Origin of the sequence: Hymenobacter sp. BT188 (genome assembly GCF_014333585.1) — a bacterium.
Lineage (GTDB): Bacteria > Bacteroidota > Bacteroidia > Cytophagales > Hymenobacteraceae > Hymenobacter.
In genome coordinates, this window is sequence record NZ_JACSCW010000003.1 from 288942 (window position 1) to 306575 (window position 17634).

General features: G+C 52.9%; 17 protein-coding genes and 1 pseudogene. 12 read left to right on the forward strand and 6 right to left on the reverse strand.

The annotated features are described in order from the left end of the window. Positions 1-29 precede the first annotated feature (29 nt). Entirely contained in the window at positions 30-1412 is a 1383-nt protein-coding gene (locus tag H8B13_RS09350) for an alkaline phosphatase family protein (RefSeq protein WP_187310538.1), read from the forward strand. A 57-nt stretch (positions 1413-1469) separates the two neighbouring features. On the opposite strand, the gene H8B13_RS09355 is transcribed toward H8B13_RS09350, so the two are convergent. Further along, the gene (locus H8B13_RS09355; protein WP_315985119.1) at positions 1470-1829 is read right to left on the reverse strand and encodes a transmembrane 220 family protein; all 360 of its coding nucleotides are present in this window, start codon (positions 1827-1829) and stop codon (positions 1470-1472) included. A gap of 438 nt (positions 1830-2267) precedes the next feature. Here H8B13_RS09355 and H8B13_RS09360 point away from each other — a divergent pair, with 438 nt between their 5' ends. After that, positions 2268-4400 (forward strand): ATP-binding protein, encoded by a 2133-nt coding sequence (locus tag H8B13_RS09360; protein ID WP_187310540.1) that lies wholly within the window; start codon positions 2268-2270, stop codon positions 4398-4400. 47 nt (positions 4401-4447) lie between these two features. On the opposite strand, the gene H8B13_RS09365 is transcribed toward H8B13_RS09360, so the two are convergent. Beyond that, positions 4448-5845, reverse strand: coding sequence for a mercuric reductase (locus tag H8B13_RS09365; protein ID WP_187310541.1), 1398 nt, complete (start codon positions 5843-5845; stop codon positions 4448-4450). A gap of 150 nt (positions 5846-5995) precedes the next feature. On the opposite strand from H8B13_RS09365, the gene H8B13_RS09370 reads away from it, so the two are divergent. Next, positions 5996-6742, forward strand: a complete 747-nt coding sequence (locus H8B13_RS09370; RefSeq protein ID WP_187310542.1) for a hypothetical protein — start codon at positions 5996-5998, stop codon at positions 6740-6742. Between the two features lie 212 nt (positions 6743-6954). On the opposite strand, the gene sucD is transcribed toward H8B13_RS09370, so the two are convergent. Then, entirely contained in the window at positions 6955-7848 is an 894-nt protein-coding gene (gene sucD, locus H8B13_RS09375) for a succinate--CoA ligase subunit alpha (protein WP_187310543.1), read from the reverse strand. Between the two features lie 302 nt (positions 7849-8150). On the opposite strand from sucD, the pseudogene H8B13_RS09380 reads away from it, so the two are divergent. Further along, positions 8151-9125: pseudogene (locus H8B13_RS09380) on the forward strand (PLP-dependent cysteine synthase family protein); the annotation flags it as partial. Between the two features lie 66 nt (positions 9126-9191). Further along, positions 9192-9623 (forward strand): two-component system response regulator, encoded by a 432-nt coding sequence (locus tag H8B13_RS09385; RefSeq protein WP_187310545.1) that lies wholly within the window; start codon positions 9192-9194, stop codon positions 9621-9623. Between the two features lie 197 nt (positions 9624-9820). On the opposite strand, the gene ade is transcribed toward H8B13_RS09385, so the two are convergent. Further along, positions 9821-11488, reverse strand: coding sequence for an adenine deaminase (gene ade, locus H8B13_RS09390; protein WP_187310546.1), 1668 nt, complete (start codon positions 11486-11488; stop codon positions 9821-9823). Between the two features lie 96 nt (positions 11489-11584). On the opposite strand from ade, the gene H8B13_RS09395 reads away from it, so the two are divergent. The 3 genes from H8B13_RS09395 (at position 11585) to H8B13_RS09405 (ending at position 12932) form a co-directional block, all read left to right on the forward strand. Continuing rightward, entirely contained in the window at positions 11585-11746 is a 162-nt protein-coding gene (locus tag H8B13_RS09395; RefSeq protein WP_187310547.1) for a hypothetical protein, read from the forward strand. Between the two features lie 11 nt (positions 11747-11757). Further along, positions 11758-12429 (forward strand): hypothetical protein, encoded by a 672-nt coding sequence (locus H8B13_RS09400; protein WP_187310548.1) that lies wholly within the window; start codon positions 11758-11760, stop codon positions 12427-12429. Between the two features lie 107 nt (positions 12430-12536). Next, the gene (locus H8B13_RS09405; protein ID WP_187310549.1) at positions 12537-12932 is read left to right on the forward strand and encodes a hypothetical protein; all 396 of its coding nucleotides are present in this window, start codon (positions 12537-12539) and stop codon (positions 12930-12932) included. Positions 12933-13127: 195 nt separating this feature from the next. Here the strand turns inward: H8B13_RS09405 and H8B13_RS09410 are convergent, their stop codons facing one another. Further along, positions 13128-13376, reverse strand: coding sequence for a hypothetical protein (locus H8B13_RS09410; protein ID WP_187310550.1), 249 nt, complete (start codon positions 13374-13376; stop codon positions 13128-13130). An 89-nt stretch (positions 13377-13465) separates the two neighbouring features. On the opposite strand from H8B13_RS09410, the gene cmk reads away from it, so the two are divergent. The 4 genes from cmk to H8B13_RS09430 all read left to right on the forward strand — a co-directional run bounded on the left by cmk (position 13466) and on the right by H8B13_RS09430 (position 16957). After that, positions 13466-14212 carry a (d)CMP kinase gene (gene cmk, locus H8B13_RS09415; protein ID WP_187310551.1) on the forward strand — a complete coding sequence of 249 codons (747 nt, stop codon included), beginning with the start codon at positions 13466-13468 and terminating at the stop codon, positions 14210-14212. A gap of 209 nt (positions 14213-14421) precedes the next feature. Further along, positions 14422-15306 (forward strand): 4-hydroxy-3-methylbut-2-enyl diphosphate reductase, encoded by an 885-nt coding sequence (locus H8B13_RS09420; RefSeq protein ID WP_187310552.1) that lies wholly within the window; start codon positions 14422-14424, stop codon positions 15304-15306. Between the two features lie 83 nt (positions 15307-15389). Then, positions 15390-15938, forward strand: coding sequence for a DUF502 domain-containing protein (locus H8B13_RS09425; protein ID WP_187310553.1), 549 nt, complete (start codon positions 15390-15392; stop codon positions 15936-15938). 218 nt (positions 15939-16156) lie between these two features. Next, entirely contained in the window at positions 16157-16957 is an 801-nt protein-coding gene (locus H8B13_RS09430) for an alpha/beta fold hydrolase (protein ID WP_187310554.1), read from the forward strand. On the opposite strand, the gene H8B13_RS09435 is transcribed toward H8B13_RS09430, so the two are convergent. Next, positions 16938-17525: an O-acetyl-ADP-ribose deacetylase gene (locus tag H8B13_RS09435; protein WP_187310555.1), complete on the reverse strand. Its 588-nt coding sequence runs from the start codon at positions 17523-17525 to the stop codon at positions 16938-16940. The two genes, H8B13_RS09430 and H8B13_RS09435, sit on opposite strands and share 20 nt — an antisense overlap. Positions 17526-17634: the final 109 nt, after the last annotated feature.

The window sequence follows — 17634 nt, forward strand, 5'->3', positions numbered from 1 at the left end:
TTATTCCGCCGATTAACCCCCAGATAGATATGCGAAAAACAGTCGTAATTGACGTTGTCGGCCTTACCCCAGCTTCCGTTGGAGAGAATACGCCTTTTCTAAAAAAGTGGTCAGAAGGTGCTAAAGTAGCTTCCATAGGCCATGTGTGGCCGGCGGTAACCTGCTCGGTACAAGCTACCTACCTGACTGGTAAATGGCCGACGGAGCATGGCATCGTTGGGAACGGCTGGTATTTTCGGGATGAATGTGAGCCTAAATTTTGGCGCCAGTCTAATAAGCTGGTGGAAGCGCCGAAAATCTGGGATGTTGCCAAAGCCCTTGATCCAACATTTACCTGCGCTAACATCTGCTGGTGGTATGCCATGTACAGCACCGCCGATTATGCAGTAACTCCGCGTCCGCAATACTTGTCGGATGGGCGCAAGATGCCAGATTGCTATACTTTTCCGATGGAATTGCGCCCCCAGCTGGAAGCCAAGCTGGGCACGTTTCCGCTGTTTGATTTTTGGGGCCCTCGCACGACCATTAAATCCAGCCGGTGGATTGCCGACGCCGCGATAGAAACGGATAAGCTTCACGACCCGACCCTGACGCTGGTGTATTTGCCCCACCTCGACTACAATACCCAGCGCTATGGCCCCGCCGATGCACGTGTTGCTGCTGATCTGCGCGAGATAGACGGGGTTTGCCAGCACTTGGCTACGTATTATGAAAGCAAAGGTGCCCATGTCATTTTCCTGTCGGAGTATGGTATTGCTGCCGCCTCCCGTCCGGTGCACTTAAATCGGGTGCTTCGGGAGAACGGGTACTTGTCTATTCGGGAGGAGCGGGGGCTGGAACTGTTGGATGCCGGCACCTGCCAGGCTTTTGCACTGGCTGACCACCAACTGGCCCATATTTACGTGAATGATCCGTCCAAGCTCACGGCTGTTCGGCAATTGCTGGAGGCGGTGCCCGGCGTGGAGAAAGTGCTTGGACCGGAGGAAAAAGTAACTTACCACTTAGACCATCCGCGAGCTGGCGAGCTGATTGCCATTGCTGAGAAAGGCGCTTGGTTTACGTACTACTATTGGCTTGATGATGCTAAGGCACCCGATTTTGCCCGCATTGTTGACATTCATCGCAAACCCGGCTACGATCCGGTGGAGATGTTTACGAACCCAAACATCAAGTTTCTGGTGCCTAAAATCGGCCTGAAACTGCTGCGCAAAAAGCTAGGCTTCCGCATGCTCATGGACGTGATTCCGCTGGATGCCGGCTTGGTGAAAGGCTCGCATGGTCGGCCACCGGAAGCGCCCGCCGAAGGCCCGCTACTCATGAGTCGCAGCGCCCACCTTATTCCGACGGATAGCATAGAAGCTCCAGCTGTTTTTGACGTCATTCTCGCGCATTTGCAGAGCAAGTACAACTGAGCAGACAGCAGGTGACAATATGGGTTTTGGTGAAGCGAATAAAGCGGTTGCAATTGCTTACACCTCCCCCATTTTTACTTTGAAGCGGGTCAGATAAAGCCAGTAAATGAATAAGGAAACCGCGCAAATAAGTAAGCCTAGCGCTTCGCGCCCTTCCTCAATATTGATATCCTTCATGCCATTCTTCAGGGCGACACCTTCCCAATGGGCTGGCCACTGAAAAAAGCCCCCCACAAAGAAGGCGATGCTTGCAAGGAGAATAGGTAAAGGGGATACTTTCCGGCCGGTAAAAATAATAGCAGACACAACGGCTGGGAAAAGGTATATCGGGACCCAGATATAGGGGTCGGGGTCATTGTATTGGACTGCGGCAAACCCAATAAACAGTATTGTCATTACCCCAGAGAAGAGTCGCATCAGCTTATAAAAGATTAGGTTTTAATTCTGGGCTTTGCCGGTCAATACGGTTGCCTTTAATAAAAGAGAAGGTAGCGCAATATTTCACACAGACACTTATTTTCTGTACCAATAAGATACTAAATGCACCATTACTTATTGACTTTATTAGCTTGAAAAGTAATTGTTTAATGCCCTCAAAATTGACGGCGCACATTTGCTGAGTGCGTTCAGCCAAACTGAATAGTATAAGCCGCTTCTATTCGACTGGGGGGCTTTTTAGCAAGCAATGCAATAGTCCATACCATATATCTGAAGTTCAGCTCAAAAAAATAGTTTTCAGGCTGGAATTAGCAGCTACTTCTGTACCGTTGTGTCTTTATAAGTATTGGTACAATTCATATCTTGTAATGGATTGTGCCGGTACTGTAAGTATTGGCCCACGAAGCGCTGGCCTGTATGAAGAAGCTCCTGTTCATCTGCTGCCTGAGCGTACTTTCGATAGGTGTAGGTGCGCAGGATACGGCCACCCAACTGCGGCACGTGGCAGTGCGAAGCTATCTTCAGCCCGACACAATCCGGGTAAACCGACTCATAGCGTTTGCGGAAAAGGAAAAGACAACCAGCAATGCTTTAGCGAGTTATCAGGAAGCATTAAGTTTATCTCGGCAGCTTAACTATAAATCTGGGGAAGCTCAGGCATTGAAGGGGCTGGGTTCTTATTATCGCTTCAGGGGCGAGTATAAAGAAGCATTTACCTATACACGCCAGGCTCAGGAGCTATTCCAGCAACTCGATGATAGGCTGAATCAGATCTCATGTCTATACAACTTGGCCTTTATCTACTATGGTCTGGGGGACTTTACCCAAGCAATGACCCATGGGCTTGATGGTTTGAACTTGGCTGAGTCTATGCAAAACCAGAAATGGTTGACACTTATGAATTACCAGATCGGGCTGGCGTGCGTGATTGTAGGAGAGTATGCCAAGGCCCGACAGTACTTGATGCGCGGCTTGAAGCTGGCTAACAAGGCAGGTGATACGGAAGGTGAGGCGTTTTGCCAGAATGGGCTGGGGAGACTGGCCGATGCTCAAGGCAAGCGTTTGGAAGCGCTTCAACATTTTGATAAGCAAATGGTCTTGGCTCATGAAGCGGGCAACGAGCGGTTGGTTACGCTCGGGCAATTGCGTAGCGCGGAAATGAATGAGCGACTGGGGCGCTATGCGGAGACCTTTGCCGTGGGGCGGCTCGGGCTGCGGAGGCTGCACCAAATGGAAGATGTAGGTAACATTCCACTTATCGAAGTCATTTTTGCGCGCGCCTTCCTGCATACCGGACGTCCTGACAGTGCGATGGTATATGGGCGAGCCAGCTTACGAGCGAGCCAGCGAAGCGGCACCAAACAGGTAATTCACGACGCCGCCGACGTGCTGGCCCAAGCGAGTGCCCAACTGGGGCGCTTCGAAGATGCCTACCGTTACCAAACGCTGTTTACGGCATACAAGGACAGCCTTAGTACTCAAGATATTATCCGGCGGACGGCCGCACTGCAGTATACCTATGAACTGGATAAGAAACAGTCGCAGATACGGCTGCTGACCCGCAATGAGGAGTTGAATCGCCAGCAGAGCCAGCAGCAGAAACTGCTGCTGATTGGGGCGTTGGTTGCTTTAGCGGTAGTGGCTGGATTAAGTGTGCTGCTCTGGAACAACAATCAGGAAAAGCAGCGGGCCAATGCCCAGCTTCAACGCCAGCAGGAAGAGCTACAAGCTGCACAGGCTCAACTAATTCAGCGGGAAAAGATGGCCTCGCTGGGCGAGTTTACCGCTGGTATTGCCCACGAGATTCAAAACCCGCTGAACTTCGTGACCAACTTTGCTGAGGTGTCGGCTGAGCTTGTAGGTGAGCTGGGAAATGCCCAACAAAGCCAAAACCGCGATGCAGCATTAGAGGCGGATCTACTGGCGTATTTAGCGCAAAATCTACATAAGATTCGGGAGCACGGGAGCCGCGCCGCGCGCATTGTGCAGAGCATGATGGAGCATGCCCGCCCCAGCACCGGCGAGCGCCAACTAACCGACTTAAACGCCCTCTGCGACGAGAATCTGCGGCTTGCCTACCACGGGCAGCGGGCCAAGGACCCCAACTTTGAGGTTAAATTCACCACCAACTTCGATTCAGATCTGGGCTTGGTGCCAGTGGTGCCCCAGGAAATAGGGCGGGTGCTCCTGAATCTGTACACCAATGCCTTTTACGCCGTAAGCCAACAGGCTGCCCGGCAGGAAAGTGGCTATCAGCCACAGGTGCTGGTAACTACCCGCCGCCGCAATGGACAGGTGAAAGTGCGGGTGCGCGACAATGGTGTTGGCATTCCAGAAGCTATTCAGGAGAAAATTTTCCAGCCCTTCTTCACCACCAAACCTGCGGGCGAAGGCACGGGTTTGGGCCTTTCACTGAGCTACGATATCGTAACAAAGGGCCATGGTGGCACGCTCTCGGTGGAAAGTCAGGAAGGCAAATACACGGAAGTAATTGTATCCTTGCCTGTGGGTAAAGTAGAGCAGGAAGAAAAGTCTTATTCCTACTTCTGATCGGAATCGGCTTTTGCTTCCCGATCAATAAGTAGTGCCTGATATATTTATTTTTTCGGCTTTTCCAGCTTGGAGAACGCATTGTTCAGTGCTTCAGCCCAAAGCGGATGCGCAAATATCATCTGCTGCAACACCTGATATTTAAGTTTGCCGGTCATGGCCAGTTGCAGCATCGTCATGATTTCGCCGCCTTCAGCGCACAGAATAGCAGCCCCGATGATCTGGTCTTTGTCATCAACCATCACCTTAAAAAAGCCCCCTAGACGGCCCGTTTCGCGGGCGCGGCCAATGTTGGATACGGGCATGACGGCCACGCGATAAGAAATGTTCTTTTCCTGTGCCTGCTCCTCCGATAAACCAATACGACCTAGCTGCGGGTCGGTGAAAACGGTGTAGGGGAGGGGGCGTTGCTTGGCCGAGCGCGATTTGCCCCCCAGCAGCGCGTCGCGGACAATACGGTAGTCGTCGTAGCTGAGGTGGGTAAACTGAGGGCCTCCGTGCACGTCGCCGAGGGCATACACGCCACGCACGTTGGTTTGGAGGCGGCTGTTTACCTTGATGTAGCCTTTATCATCAACCCGAACGCCAGCCGCCGCCAGATTCAGTTTATCTGAGTTAGGCGTGCGGCCGGTGGCAATGAGCAGGTGGGTGCCGCTTAAGCGTCGCTCGCCGCTGCGGGTGCGGGCCGTAACAGTGATTTGCCCCCCAGCGCCTTTAGTCGTGCGGTAAGCCTCAGCACCGAGCACAAACTCAACGCCTTCAGCCTCCAATAATTCCTGCAAGGTGGCGCATACGTCTTCATCTTCGTGCTCCAGCACCTGCGCGCCCGATTCGATAATAGTGACGCGACTACCGAAGCGCCGAAACATCTGACCGAACTCCAGCCCGATGTAGCCGCCACCCAGAATCAGCAGATGCTCGGGTAGCTCCGTCAGGTCGAGCAGCTCGGTGGTAGTCAGGAAGCCGGTTTCAACTAATCCTTCCATCTCCGGAATAGCGGCGCGAGTACCGGTATTAATGAAAATGAGTGGCGCGGTTAACTCTTTTTCAGGGCCGCTTTCCATGGCTACGCGCACGCTATGCGGCCCCGTAAAAACGGCGCGCCCGGCCAGCACTGTAATGCCGGGGTGCTCTTGGGTGAGATTTTTGCGCACGCCTTCTCGCATAGGTTCAATCACGGCTTCTTTGCGGGCCACTACGACGGCCATGTCTACGTGCGGCGCATTGGTTTGTATTCCAAAGTCGGCGGCGGTTCGCACTTGGTGGGCGCGCTCCGCTGAGGCCAGCATGGTTTTGACGGGCGAGCAGCCGTAGTTGATGCACGAACCGCCCAGTAAATACTCTTCAATCAGCACCACGCGCCGGCCGGTGTCGGCGAGAGCTGTCGCCAGTGGATTGCCGGCCTGGCCGGAGCCAATTATCACAACATCATAGGAATCAGGCATAGAATGCGGAAATCAGAGAGCGAGAAGACAAGTAATGCGCGGGGCAATGCTATTTTTGCCCCCCAGAGCTATTCCTATACGGGTCAGCTTGCCAGCCGACTACCATAGCGGTTTGTTGGCTCAGGTAACTTTAACAATAACTTCCGCCTTGTGGCTAACCGATTTTTGTGCCGCCTTGCCCTGTTTGCCGTTCTACCGGGGCTAGGCGCTTGTACGTCCTTGTACTTTCCGCCGCCGCCTAATGTGCCCTTGCTCACACAGAAAGGGGAATTTAGCGGCGGTATTCATACCAATCTGGATAACAACCTCGCTTTGCAAGGCGCTTATGCCATCGGCGAGCATATCGGCGCCATCGGCACGTTTACTACGCTGAATACCGACAAAAAACGCAAAGCCGAGGAGCACCGGTTTGCCGAAATAGGCGGCGGTTACTTCACCCGCCTCCCCGACAAGCGCGCGCTGGAGGTGTACGTAGGCCTCGGCGCCGGCTCCACCAAACGCACCGATTTCAAAACCGAGAATGATATTAAAACCGTGGAGCGCACGGTAGAGGGCGACCTGAACAAATATTTCCTGCAGGTAAACTATAGCTCGAAAGAGAAGAAGTCGTTTCACCTTTTCGGGAACGACTTTCCCGTTTCGTACGGCACAGCCCTGCGATTGAGCTACTTAGAGCTAAGCGACTTGCGCGTCGATGGCATAGCTACCACACCCGAAGACAACGTTTTTGTAGAGCCCATCACCTTCACCCGTGTGCAGGTAGCAGGCCCGGTGCAGCTGCAGCTGATTAGTGGCGGTATGTTTGGCTTGCGCAGCCAGAAGTATTTAAAAGCTTCTAACTCGGTTTTTAATTTTGGTGTGGTCGTGAATGTTGGGGGGCAAAGTGGGAGGAAGTAACATCGAGATTAAATATTAGATACAGCACCACTTAAAATACAAGCTGTCATCCTGAGGCACGAAGGACTCTCTGCCGTTGAAGCGAGTTGTTCAAATGTGAGAAGGTCCTTCGTGCCTCAGGATGACAGGCAATAACAGGGGCAAATCCTCAACACAAAAAAGCCCCCCAGAAATTTTCTGGGGGGCTTTTTTTACAATTAAAGCAGTCGGAACTACGCGGTAACCTGTTCGCCTTGCAGTACACGCAGCATCGTGTCGCCAATCTCGGCGGGAGAGTCTACAACGTGGATGCCGCACTCGCGCATGATGGCCATTTTAGCAGCGGCCGTGTCATCGGCGCCGCCTACGATGGCACCAGCGTGGCCCATACGACGGCCGGGAGGTGCAGTTTGCCCAGCAATAAAGCCTACAACGGGCTTCTTGTTGCCTGTTTCCTTGATCCAGCGAGCAGCTTCCGCTTCCATGCCGCCACCAATTTCACCGATCATCACGATGCCTTCAGTTTCGGGGTCGTTCATGAGTAGCTCCACTGCTTCTTTAGTAGTGGTGCCGATGATTGGGTCACCACCAATGCCGATAGCCGTGGTCTGGCCCAGGCCGGCTTTGGTGAGCTGGTCAACCGCTTCATACGTCAGTGTGCCCGACTTAGAAACGATACCGATTTTGCCTTTGGTGAAGATAAAGCCTGGCATGATACCCACTTTGCACTCACCGGCGGTCATTACGCCGGGGCAGTTTGGCCCAATCATACGCAGACCGTCGCGGCCTTTCAGATATTCCTTTACCGCAATCATGTCCTTGGTCGGGATGCCTTCGGTGATGGTCACGATGACTTTGATGCCCGCGTCGGCGGCTTCCATGATAGCATCGGCGGCGAAAGCTGGGGGCACGAAAATGATGCTCGTGTCGGCGCCGGCCTGCTCTACAGCTTCAGCCACGGTGTTGAACACAGGACGGTCGAGGTGGGTAGTGCCGCCTTTGCCGGGCGTTACGCCGCCAACTACGTTGGTGCCATATTCAATCATCTGCTGAGCATGAAACGAGCCTTCGGAGCCCGTAAAGCCTTGCACAATCACTTTAGAATCCTTATTGACCAGAACGCTCATTAGGAGAAAGGTTAGGAGGAAAATGCGATATAGGGTGGTAATGGGGAATGACTTAGCAAGTCATCGGTGCGCAAAAGTAGGCTTTTTTGGGGGGGAGGCAAGCCGAGCGGCCGCTTCCAGTACGGAAGGTAGCAGAGGAACAGATTACTTGCTAAACCCATAGGACATATTAGGGCACATCAGGGCTCTTTTTCTATCAAGGTTTGCGTATGCTTATAGCCATATGTTGACTAGCAGCGCGGGGCTAAGAAGGTAAATTCGTACCTTTGCGGTCCACCCAACTACTCTGCGTACCCAACTGTATGTATCTGAATAACATAGTTGAAGCCATCGGCAATACGCCCCTGGTCAAACTCAATAAAGTGGCCGACGGCATCAAAGGCACAGTGCTGGCTAAGGTTGAATACTTTAATCCGGGCAATTCTGTGAAGGACCGCATGGCCGTGCGCATGGTAGAGGACGCGGAAAAAGCCGGCTTGCTCAAGCCCGGCGGCACCATCATCGAAGGTACCAGCGGCAATACTGGTATGGGCTTGGCCTTGGCAGCCATTGCAAAGGGCTACAAGTGCATCTTTGTGATGAGCGACAAGCAAAGCAAGGAAAAGCAGGACATCCTACGTGCCGTGGGTGCCGAGGTGGTTATCTGCCCCGTAGATGTAGCTCCCGATGATCCGCGCTCTTACTACTCTGTGGCCCGTCGCCTGAATGCGGAGACGCCAAATTCTTTTTACCCGAATCAGTACGACAACCTTTCTAACACGGCTGCTCATTACGAGAGCACTGGCCCTGAACTGTGGGCTCAGACCGACGGAAAGATCACCCATTTGGCTTGTGGTGTAGGCACTGGCGGTACTATTTGTGGAACCGCTAAGTATCTGAAAGAGCAGAACCCGTCGCTAATTACGGTAGGACTTGATACCTACGGCTCGGTGTTCAAGAAGTATAAGGAGACGGGCGTTTTCGACGAAAACGAAATTTATCCTTACAAAACCGAAGGTATTGGAGAAGACATTCTGCCCAAAAACGTCGACTTCGACCTGATCGACCTTTTCATTAAAGTGACCGACCAGGACGCGGCCGTAATGACGCGCCGGTTGGCCAAAGAAGAAGGGCTATTTGTGGGCTGGTCCTGCGGATCGGCGGTGTATGGGGCATTGGAGTATGCTCGTGAGCATTTGCAGGAAGATGACACTATGGTGATTATCCTGCCTGACCACGGCACTCGTTACTTAGGAAAAATTTACAACGACGACTGGATGCGCGAGCAAGGATGGCTGTAAAGAAAAAATATCTTTATTGCCCGCTTCCGGTTTAATGTTCTCCTTATAGAAATAAAAAGACTTATGACCGTGACTAAAAAGCTGCGCAATATCGTGTTGGTGGATGATAACGAGACCACCTGTTTTCTGAACAATCGCTTGCTCACCCGCCTCGATGTGGCCGATAACGTGCTGGTTTTCACCCGTGCTCAGCAAGCTTATGACTTCTTCTGGGGCGAGGGCCGCAACCTGGTTGACCCGCTGCCCAACGAAACGCCAGCTTTGGTCTTTGTTGATCTGAAGATGCCCGGAATGGATGGCTTTGAGTTTTTGCAGCGCTATAGCGCTCTGCCTGAGGAAGTAAAGGCACGCACGGTGCTGGCGGTACTTACCACCTCCATGCACGCCGCCGACACTGCCCGCGTGGCGCAGTATACGGATGTGGAATATCTGGCCAAGCCACTTACGGAGGAGAAGCTGAACAAGCTGATGAGTAAGCGTTTCGCGGAGGTGTAATCTTTACGGTTTAATTTTTATCAAAAAGGCCGCAGCACTTTGGTGCTGCGGCCTTTTTGATTTGGTATTTATACCAACAGACCGTCATGCAGAGCGGCAGGGAAGCATCTCGCTCGCTTCGTTGAGTTAGCATCGCAACATCAGCACGAGAGACGCTTCGCTGCCGCTCTGCATGACGGTCTAATAATGTGTTAGACTTAAACCACTGCCTCTACGAACTGAAACGCTTCGCCATCAAACAGGCCTTTGTCGCTGAGCTTTAAGCTGGGGATTACTAGCAAGGCCATGAAGGACAATGTCATAAACGGCGCGGCGAGCGGCGAACCTAGCTCTTTGGCTAATGCATCAACGGCGGCGTACGCCTCGGCTACGCGGTAGCCGTCCTTATCGGACATGAGGCCGGCTACGGGCAAGGGCAGTAATATCTCTTCAGATTTGCCCCCCACGGCCGCCAGCCCGCCTTTCGCTTCGATAACCAGGTTTACGGCTTTGGCAATGCTCTCATCATCGGTGCCAACTGCGGTAATGTTGTGCGAATCGTGGCCGACGCTGGAAGCTAAAGCGCCACGCTTCAGACCAAAGCCGGTAATGAATGCTACCGCTGGCGGCGCTGCTTCATAACGGTTTACCACCGTGAGCTTGAGTATGTCGTGCGCTACGTCGGGTACGACAAGGCCATTTTCAACGCGGGCAGGTAAGTCGTGACGGGCGGTGATGAGCTGGCCGTCGAAGCACTCAATCACGCGGACTTCGGTTGGCTGTGTCTGGAGGGCTTTTTGCGGCGCCGGCAATTGAAAATCTTCAGCCGTAAAAGGCTGCGCGTGGAAGTTATTAACCACCGCTACCGGAGCCGGCGGAATAAGCGTTTCGCCGTTTTCGGCTACCAATTTGCCCCCCACGTAGGTTTGGCGCACCCGGAAATCAGTCAGGTTATCAACCACAATAAAGTCGGCGGAATCACCTTCGCGCAGCAAGCCTACGGGCAGGTTGTAGTGCAGCACGGGGTTCAGACTAGCCACGCGCAGCACTTTCAGCACGTCCTGGCCCCGCGCTACAGCCCGTTGTACCAACTGATTGATGTGGCCTAGCACTAGCGTATCGGGGTGCTTGTCGTCGGAGCAGAACATCATGTTCTCGTAGTGCTCCGGTAGCAGGTCAATCAGCGCTTCGAAATTGCGGGCCGCTGAGCCTTCCCGAATAAGAATCTTCATGCCCACGGCCAACTTGTCGCGGGCTTCATTGGCGGTAAAGCACTCGTGGTCGGTGCTGATGCCGGCCGCTGCGTAGCGCTGAGCATCCTGGCCGCGCAGGCCGGGCGCGTGACCATCTACGGGGCGACCATAGCGCTGGGCTAAGCCTATTTTGGCCGCTACGTCGGGGTCGTTGTGCAGCACGCCGGGCCAGTTCATCATCTCCGCTAGGTAGCCGATTTCGGGGTTTTGAAATAGCTGTTCAATATCCTGAACCGATATAACAGCCCCGGCTGTTTCGAAAGGCGTAGCTGGAACGCAGGAAGGGGCTCCGAAGCAAAACTTGAACGGCACCGTGCGCCCACTCGCCAGCATATACTCTACACCTGCTGTTCCCAGCACATTCCCGATTTCGTGCGGGTCGGAGACGGTAGCTACGGTGCCATGGACCACGGCCAACCGGGCAAACTCGGCGGGCACGAGCAGGGAGCTTTCCACGTGCACATGAGCATCCACAAACCCGGGCAGTGCATACGGCAACGCTGGATCAGGAGTGGGAGAGGAGAGAGGTTCGATGCGTTGAATTTGCCCCCCAGCCACATAAATGGTAGCCGGAGTTATGGTGTTAGCAAACAGGTTAATAACGTTGGCGCGCAGGTTGAATTCGGCGGGCATAAGGCAGGAAAGGTGAGGGTTGAGAATTTGCCCCCCAGGCCGGCGGACGGGTAAAGAACCTTATATTTGGTTAATTATCCCTGCCAAATTCGTCTCGTGAGAAAGATAATGACCTTGCTGCTGGCCGCAGTACTGACCGGTTCTGCCGTGGCTCCCATGGTCGGTTGCGCTCAGCGCACAGCCCAGCAAAAGAAAACCAAAGCCTTCAAGCGCCAAAGCAAAGGCGGCCGCATGCCCTGCCCTACGCACGACTGCTAATGCTGATACGAATGAGCCATTTGCGCATCGCCGGCAAATTGATGCTGGTTGTTGTGCTACTTCTAGCAGGTACTGTTGCTCACAGTCAGGGGAGGCATGCTAGGTTTATGCAAGTAACGAGCATAGGTAAGTTCAAGCCTGGTTTCTACACGCTGCTAGACGGGTCTCGACACGGCGGTAAATTACGTGTATGGCAGGATTTGGAACGTAACGTTGTTCAGGTTGAGCAAGGAAAAGCCGATCCAATAAACTTGCAAACAGCTGACTTGCAAGGATTCACTATTGGAACTGATAGCTTTGCTGTGGTGCGACAGGTAGCAATGGTAGGCGCGCCAACTGAAAAACCATTCGGTGAAGCAGAATTCTTTCGAGTAATGCTCACTGGAAGGATTCAAGTCTTGCAGCATGATCAATTGATGCGGAGCCACAATACTGTTGGGCACTTGAACATCTGGCTGCTACGGATGTCACCTGAGTCGGCTATTGTAGGATTACCCTATGAACAAAGCGCCTTTGCACAACATGCATCGACGCTTTTTGTCGATAATCCCTTGCTATGCCAACGTATCCGAGCCGGGTTGGTCGGACCGGATGATTTCAAGCGAATCATCTATGCATATCTATTTAAAAGGGAAATTGAGCAGGTCAGCTACGAGGAAGCAGCTAATATTTTCCGTCAATAGCCTTTGAGCAACAGTGTCGTATTTAATAACAACTGAGAAAGCATGAACCATCGTCCACGAATGAAGGATGCTCGATAGATTACTCTCTAATTAACGTCATTCCAAAAATGCCCCCCGAGCAAAACCCACTCACCGCCCTCCGTGCCGCTGCTGATGCCGTACGTGAACAATTGCAGGTCAATGGCTTTGATGCTGCCGGTGTGCAGCGCCTCTCCGAATTTATTGAAGGGCAACGGGCACAATTGCCTGAGGCGAGCCGGGAAGGTGTGATCAATGCTTTAGGTTGCTTTCTGGGCGAGTGCATCGCGCAAACTTATCAGGGCGAGTGGGCAACTGGGCCGGATGGCACTACGGGCATTGGCTTGCGCGATAAGCTGTTTCTAAATCCCTTTTATCGCGTGGGGCAACAGCTAAAGCATAGCTTGGCTGATTCAGTGATGACGTTTTTCGAGCAGATTCCGGCACGTTTAGAGGCTGAACCTGTCCGCAAAAATTGGATTTAATTACTATATTTTCCCTGAAATATTATTTTCTTCTGTTGTAAGTTTAAAACTTAACTAATCCGGTAGTTTTCATTTTGAACCTTGCTTGCGTCAGTTACCGGATGCTGCGTTTTTTCTACAATGGAAGAACTACGAAGCGCCGCCGAAGCCGTGCGGCAAAATTTAAACATCCCTTCTTTTGACGAAGTAGCAGTGTCAACGCTCACCGATTTCATTGATCGTGAGCGAACTAGCATTGAACACGAAGCCATGCCCGGAGTAGTAAATGCGCTGGGGTGCTTTTTGGGGGAGTGCATAATCCGTAGCTTTGGGGGCCACTGGCACCGCGACGCCTCCGGGCTGGTCGGCGTACAGATAGCTGGTTGTACCTTTATCAATCCGTTCAGCTACGTGGAGCGGCAATTGGTGCATGGTGCGGTTGAGTCCGTAATGGTACTCTTCCACTCTGTGCCCACCCGCTTAGCCGCGGCTGCCGCACCACGTCGTCGAACTTGGATTCCCGTCCCCTTGCCCCCGCGCCGAACGACTTCCCCATGAGAAAAATCGTCATTGCCATCGACGGCTACTCTTCGTGCGGTAAAAGCACCACCGCCAAAGCCGTAGCCGCCGAGTTAGGGTATGCCTACATTGACACGGGCGCCATGTACCGGGCCGTGACCCTATATTTGCTCGAACACGAAATTGCTTTTGACGATTTGCCCCGTATCGAGCGGGCCCTGCACGATATGCACATCTCCTTTAAGCGCAACCGCCGCACAGGGCGAAACGAATTGTGTCTGGACGGCGAAATCCGCGAAGATGAAATTCGTCAGATGGTTATCTCTAACTCCGTAAGTGAGGTGTCGGTGATACCAGCCGTGCGCCACGCCATGGTCAGTCAGCAGCAGCGCATGGGCCGCAAGCGCGGAGTAGTGATGGATGGCCGCGACATTGGTACTACGGTGTTCCCGGATGCGGAAGTAAAGGTGTTTATGACCGCCGAAACCCGCGTGCGGGCGCTACGTCGGCAGGAGGAGTTGGCTATGAATGGGGAGCATGTGGAAGTGGAGGCTATTATCGACAACCTCACCAAGCGCGACCACATTGACTCGACCCGCGCCGAAAGCCCACTGCGGCGTGCTACCGATGCCATCATGCTCGATACCACGCATATCACCATTGATGAGCAGGTAGATTTCGTGTTGGAGCGCGTATCAGCTGCGCTATTTTCGTTAGCCGCAGTTGGCGACTTAGCCGTGCCCAATGACGAAAAAATGCCCCCCACGATCCATCATACCTAAAAGGTATTGAGGTAATAAGGGCTCCGTGGGCCTGTAAGTCACGTTAGGGAAAACTATATCGTTTTGGGGGGCATTTTTTTGTGCTGATCTTCGTATTACGCATGAGTTTACTCGGGTAAATGCCAAAAAGATGAACAAGGTCTGGCGCTGTCGGCGGCCAGTTAGGGCACTAAAGTTGCAGCTACAACTGCCGAAATATTTTCCCTGTCATGAACATCACTATCGATAAAAATTCCGGCTATTGTTTTGGCGTTGAGTTCGCCATTCAGATGGCTGAGGATGAGCTGGAGAACGAATCAACTTTATACTGCTTAGGCGATATTGTCCACAACCGCATGGAAGTGGAGCGCCTGCACCAGCGCGGCCTGCGCATCATCGACCGCGAAGAGCTTCAGCAGATACACGATAGCAAAGTACTGATACGCGCCCACGGGGAGCCACCGGAGACCTATGAACTGGCATTGCGCAATAACCTGGAACTGATCGATGCTTCATGCCCCGTGGTGCTCAAGCTGCAAAACCGTGTGAAGCACGCCTACGACGTAAGTCGGCGGCACGAAGGCCAGATTGTCATCTACGGGCAGCCGGGCCATGCCGAAGTTACTGGCCTAGCTGGCCAAACCGGCAATCGCGCCCTAATCGTGATGACCGAAGCCGACCTCGACCAAATCGACTTTGCCCGCCCCGTCACGCTGTTTAGTCAAACGACGAAAAGCACCGCCGGCTTCTACCGCATGAAGCAGTTGATTGAGGATCGCATTGCCGCAGCCGGTGGCAGCTTGGATAGCTTCGATGCTAACGACAGCATCTGCCGCCAGGTAAGTAACCGCGAGCCCGCGCTGGCAAAGTTTGCCATAGAGCACGATATCATCGTGTTTGTGAGTGGACGCAAAAGCTCCAATGGCAAGGCCCTGTTTTCGGTAGTTAACCAGACGAATGAACGCAGCTACTTCGTGGAAAACGACCAAGATCTTAATGATGATTGGTTTGTGGGGGCCAATTCTGTCGGGATTTGTGGCGCTACCAGCACGCCTATGTGGCTGATGCAGCGTGTCGCCGATCGTATTGCCCAGGTAGCTTTGGAGGCAGTATAGTCCCGCACGGATTTCTGTTTAACATCATCGTTATTTGCCCGACCGGTTTCTGGTCGGGCATTTTTGTTTACCTCTGCTGCCGTATGCGCAAACTCTTCAATTACTTCCTCAACGGCTTCCTGATTGTGGCGCCGGTTGGCCTCACCATCTACATTCTGTTTGCTACTATCCGGTGGCTCGATAGTTTGTTTCGTATGGATAATGTGCCCCCCGGCATTGGCTTGCTGACGGCTATTGTACTACTAACTGTAGTAGGGTTCATTGCCAAGTCGTTTATGGTGCGGCCCTTCCTCATTATTGCTGAGCGAGTGCTGCACCGCACGCCTCTGGTGAGCATTATTTACTCCAGCCTCAAAGATCTGTTTGATGCATTTGTAGGCGATAATCAGAAGTTCAATTGCCCTGTCGTCATGTGTGTTAACCCCGAAGCCAAGATTTTCAAAATGGGGTTTGTAACGCAGGAGAACATGGAGCCCGCTAACCGCCCCGACTTAGTAGCTGTTTACTGCCCACACTCTTACAACTTCTCCGGCGAGCTATTTTTAGTGCCCAAGGAGAATGTCACTTTCCTGGAGCTGCCCAGCAGTGAGGTCATGAAATTTGTGGTGTCGGGGGGCGTTTCGCGGCTTTAAAAGCACTAAGCCAGTAATTATAAGTCCTCCCGTCTGTCATCGTGAGCAGCGCGAAGGACCTTATCACACCCGAACAACTTGCCGAGCAACGACTCGTGCTGTGGTGAGAAGGTCCTTCCTGCGTCAGGATAACAGACGGAGGGATATTAAGAAGTAGCAACACTTCACCTAAGCGCCGTATACGCTAATCTTAGAACGTAAAAGGTTAGCATTAGTCAGTGAAAACAACTTTGCATTATCGGACCTATGGCACCGGCCCGCGAGTGGTGCTGGCTTTCCACGGCTACGGGCAAAGCGAAGGCCACTGGCGCAGTGTAGCCGCCGTGCTGGGCGATAGAGCCACCATCTATTCATTCGATCTATTTTATCATGGCAATAGCCGGCTTGCTAAGGCAGATGCTCCGATAACCAAAACGCGCCTCGGCGAACTGTTGGAGGAATTTCTGACCGATAATAAGATTGAGAAATTTAGCCTGCTGGCTTTCAGTATGGGGGCCAAATTTGCGCTTACAGCGGTTGAGCATTTTCCTGGTAGGGTGGAGAAAATCTGGCTTATTGCGCCCGATGGTCTCCAACGACAGTTCTGGTACTCGCTGGCTACTTATCCGCCCTGGATGCGCGGGGTGCTGGGCCGGGCTGTATTACGCCCGCAGCGGTTGCTGCGCTTCCTAAATGCGCTGGGGGAGCGCCGCGTAGTGGATACCAACCTGATACGCTTTGCCGAATGGCAACTCGAAAGTCGCGAAAAGCGTCTGCGCGTGTACCGAAGCTGGGTCGGATTTCGACTGCTGGTGTTCAGCTTAAAAGACTTGGCTCGTATCCTGAACGAGCATAAAGTGCAGGTTGCCTTTTTTCTGGGAAAACAAGACCGGGTGATTCCGCACGCTGGTTTGCAACGCTTTATTGGCTCATTGCAGCATGCGCGCACGGTTATCCTCGACACAGGCCATGCCGGTCTTATTTACGACGTAGCGGCATATCTGCGTCGTCATCCCGAATTTATTGCGCCGACGTCTTAGCTGTTAGTTCGCGTTCATACAGCAGCTTAGTTTCCCCATCAAACACCACAAACACAACCTCCGCTGGCTGCTCATAGGATTCCAGAAAGGCTAGCACCTCGCGCACGGCAATGGTAGTAGCCTCGGGCTTGGGATACCCATAAATTCCGGTGCTAATTCCCGGAAAAGCGATGTTTGCCAGAGTATGTCGGGCGGCAATAGTAAGACTGTTGCGGTAGCAGTTGGCTAATAGTTCCGGCTCCTGCTTGTGCCCACCGTTCCAAACTGGCCCCACGGTATGAATCACATGCTTACTAAGTAAGCGGCCACCCGTGGTAATGACGGCTTCCCCTGTGCGCAAGCCTTTACCGTAATGACCAGCTCGTAAGCGGCGGCATTCTTCTAAAATTTGAGGGCCGCCGGCGCGATGAATAGCGCCATCTACACCGCCTCCGCCGAGTAGGGAAGAGTTGGCAGCGTTTACAATCGCATCGGTGTCGACAGTAGTAATGTCACCTTGGTATAATAAAATGCGGCCAAATGATTGGGCTTGAGAACGCCATAAGCCTTCGGAAGATTGGTTATGCATAGGAAGCGTGGAAACAGATGCTGGTTAGGATAACGAGAGTTTTGAGGGAACGGAAGAATGAATGGTTTAAGCTAAAAAGCCCCCCAGCTTTATACTTAACTATGGTAGA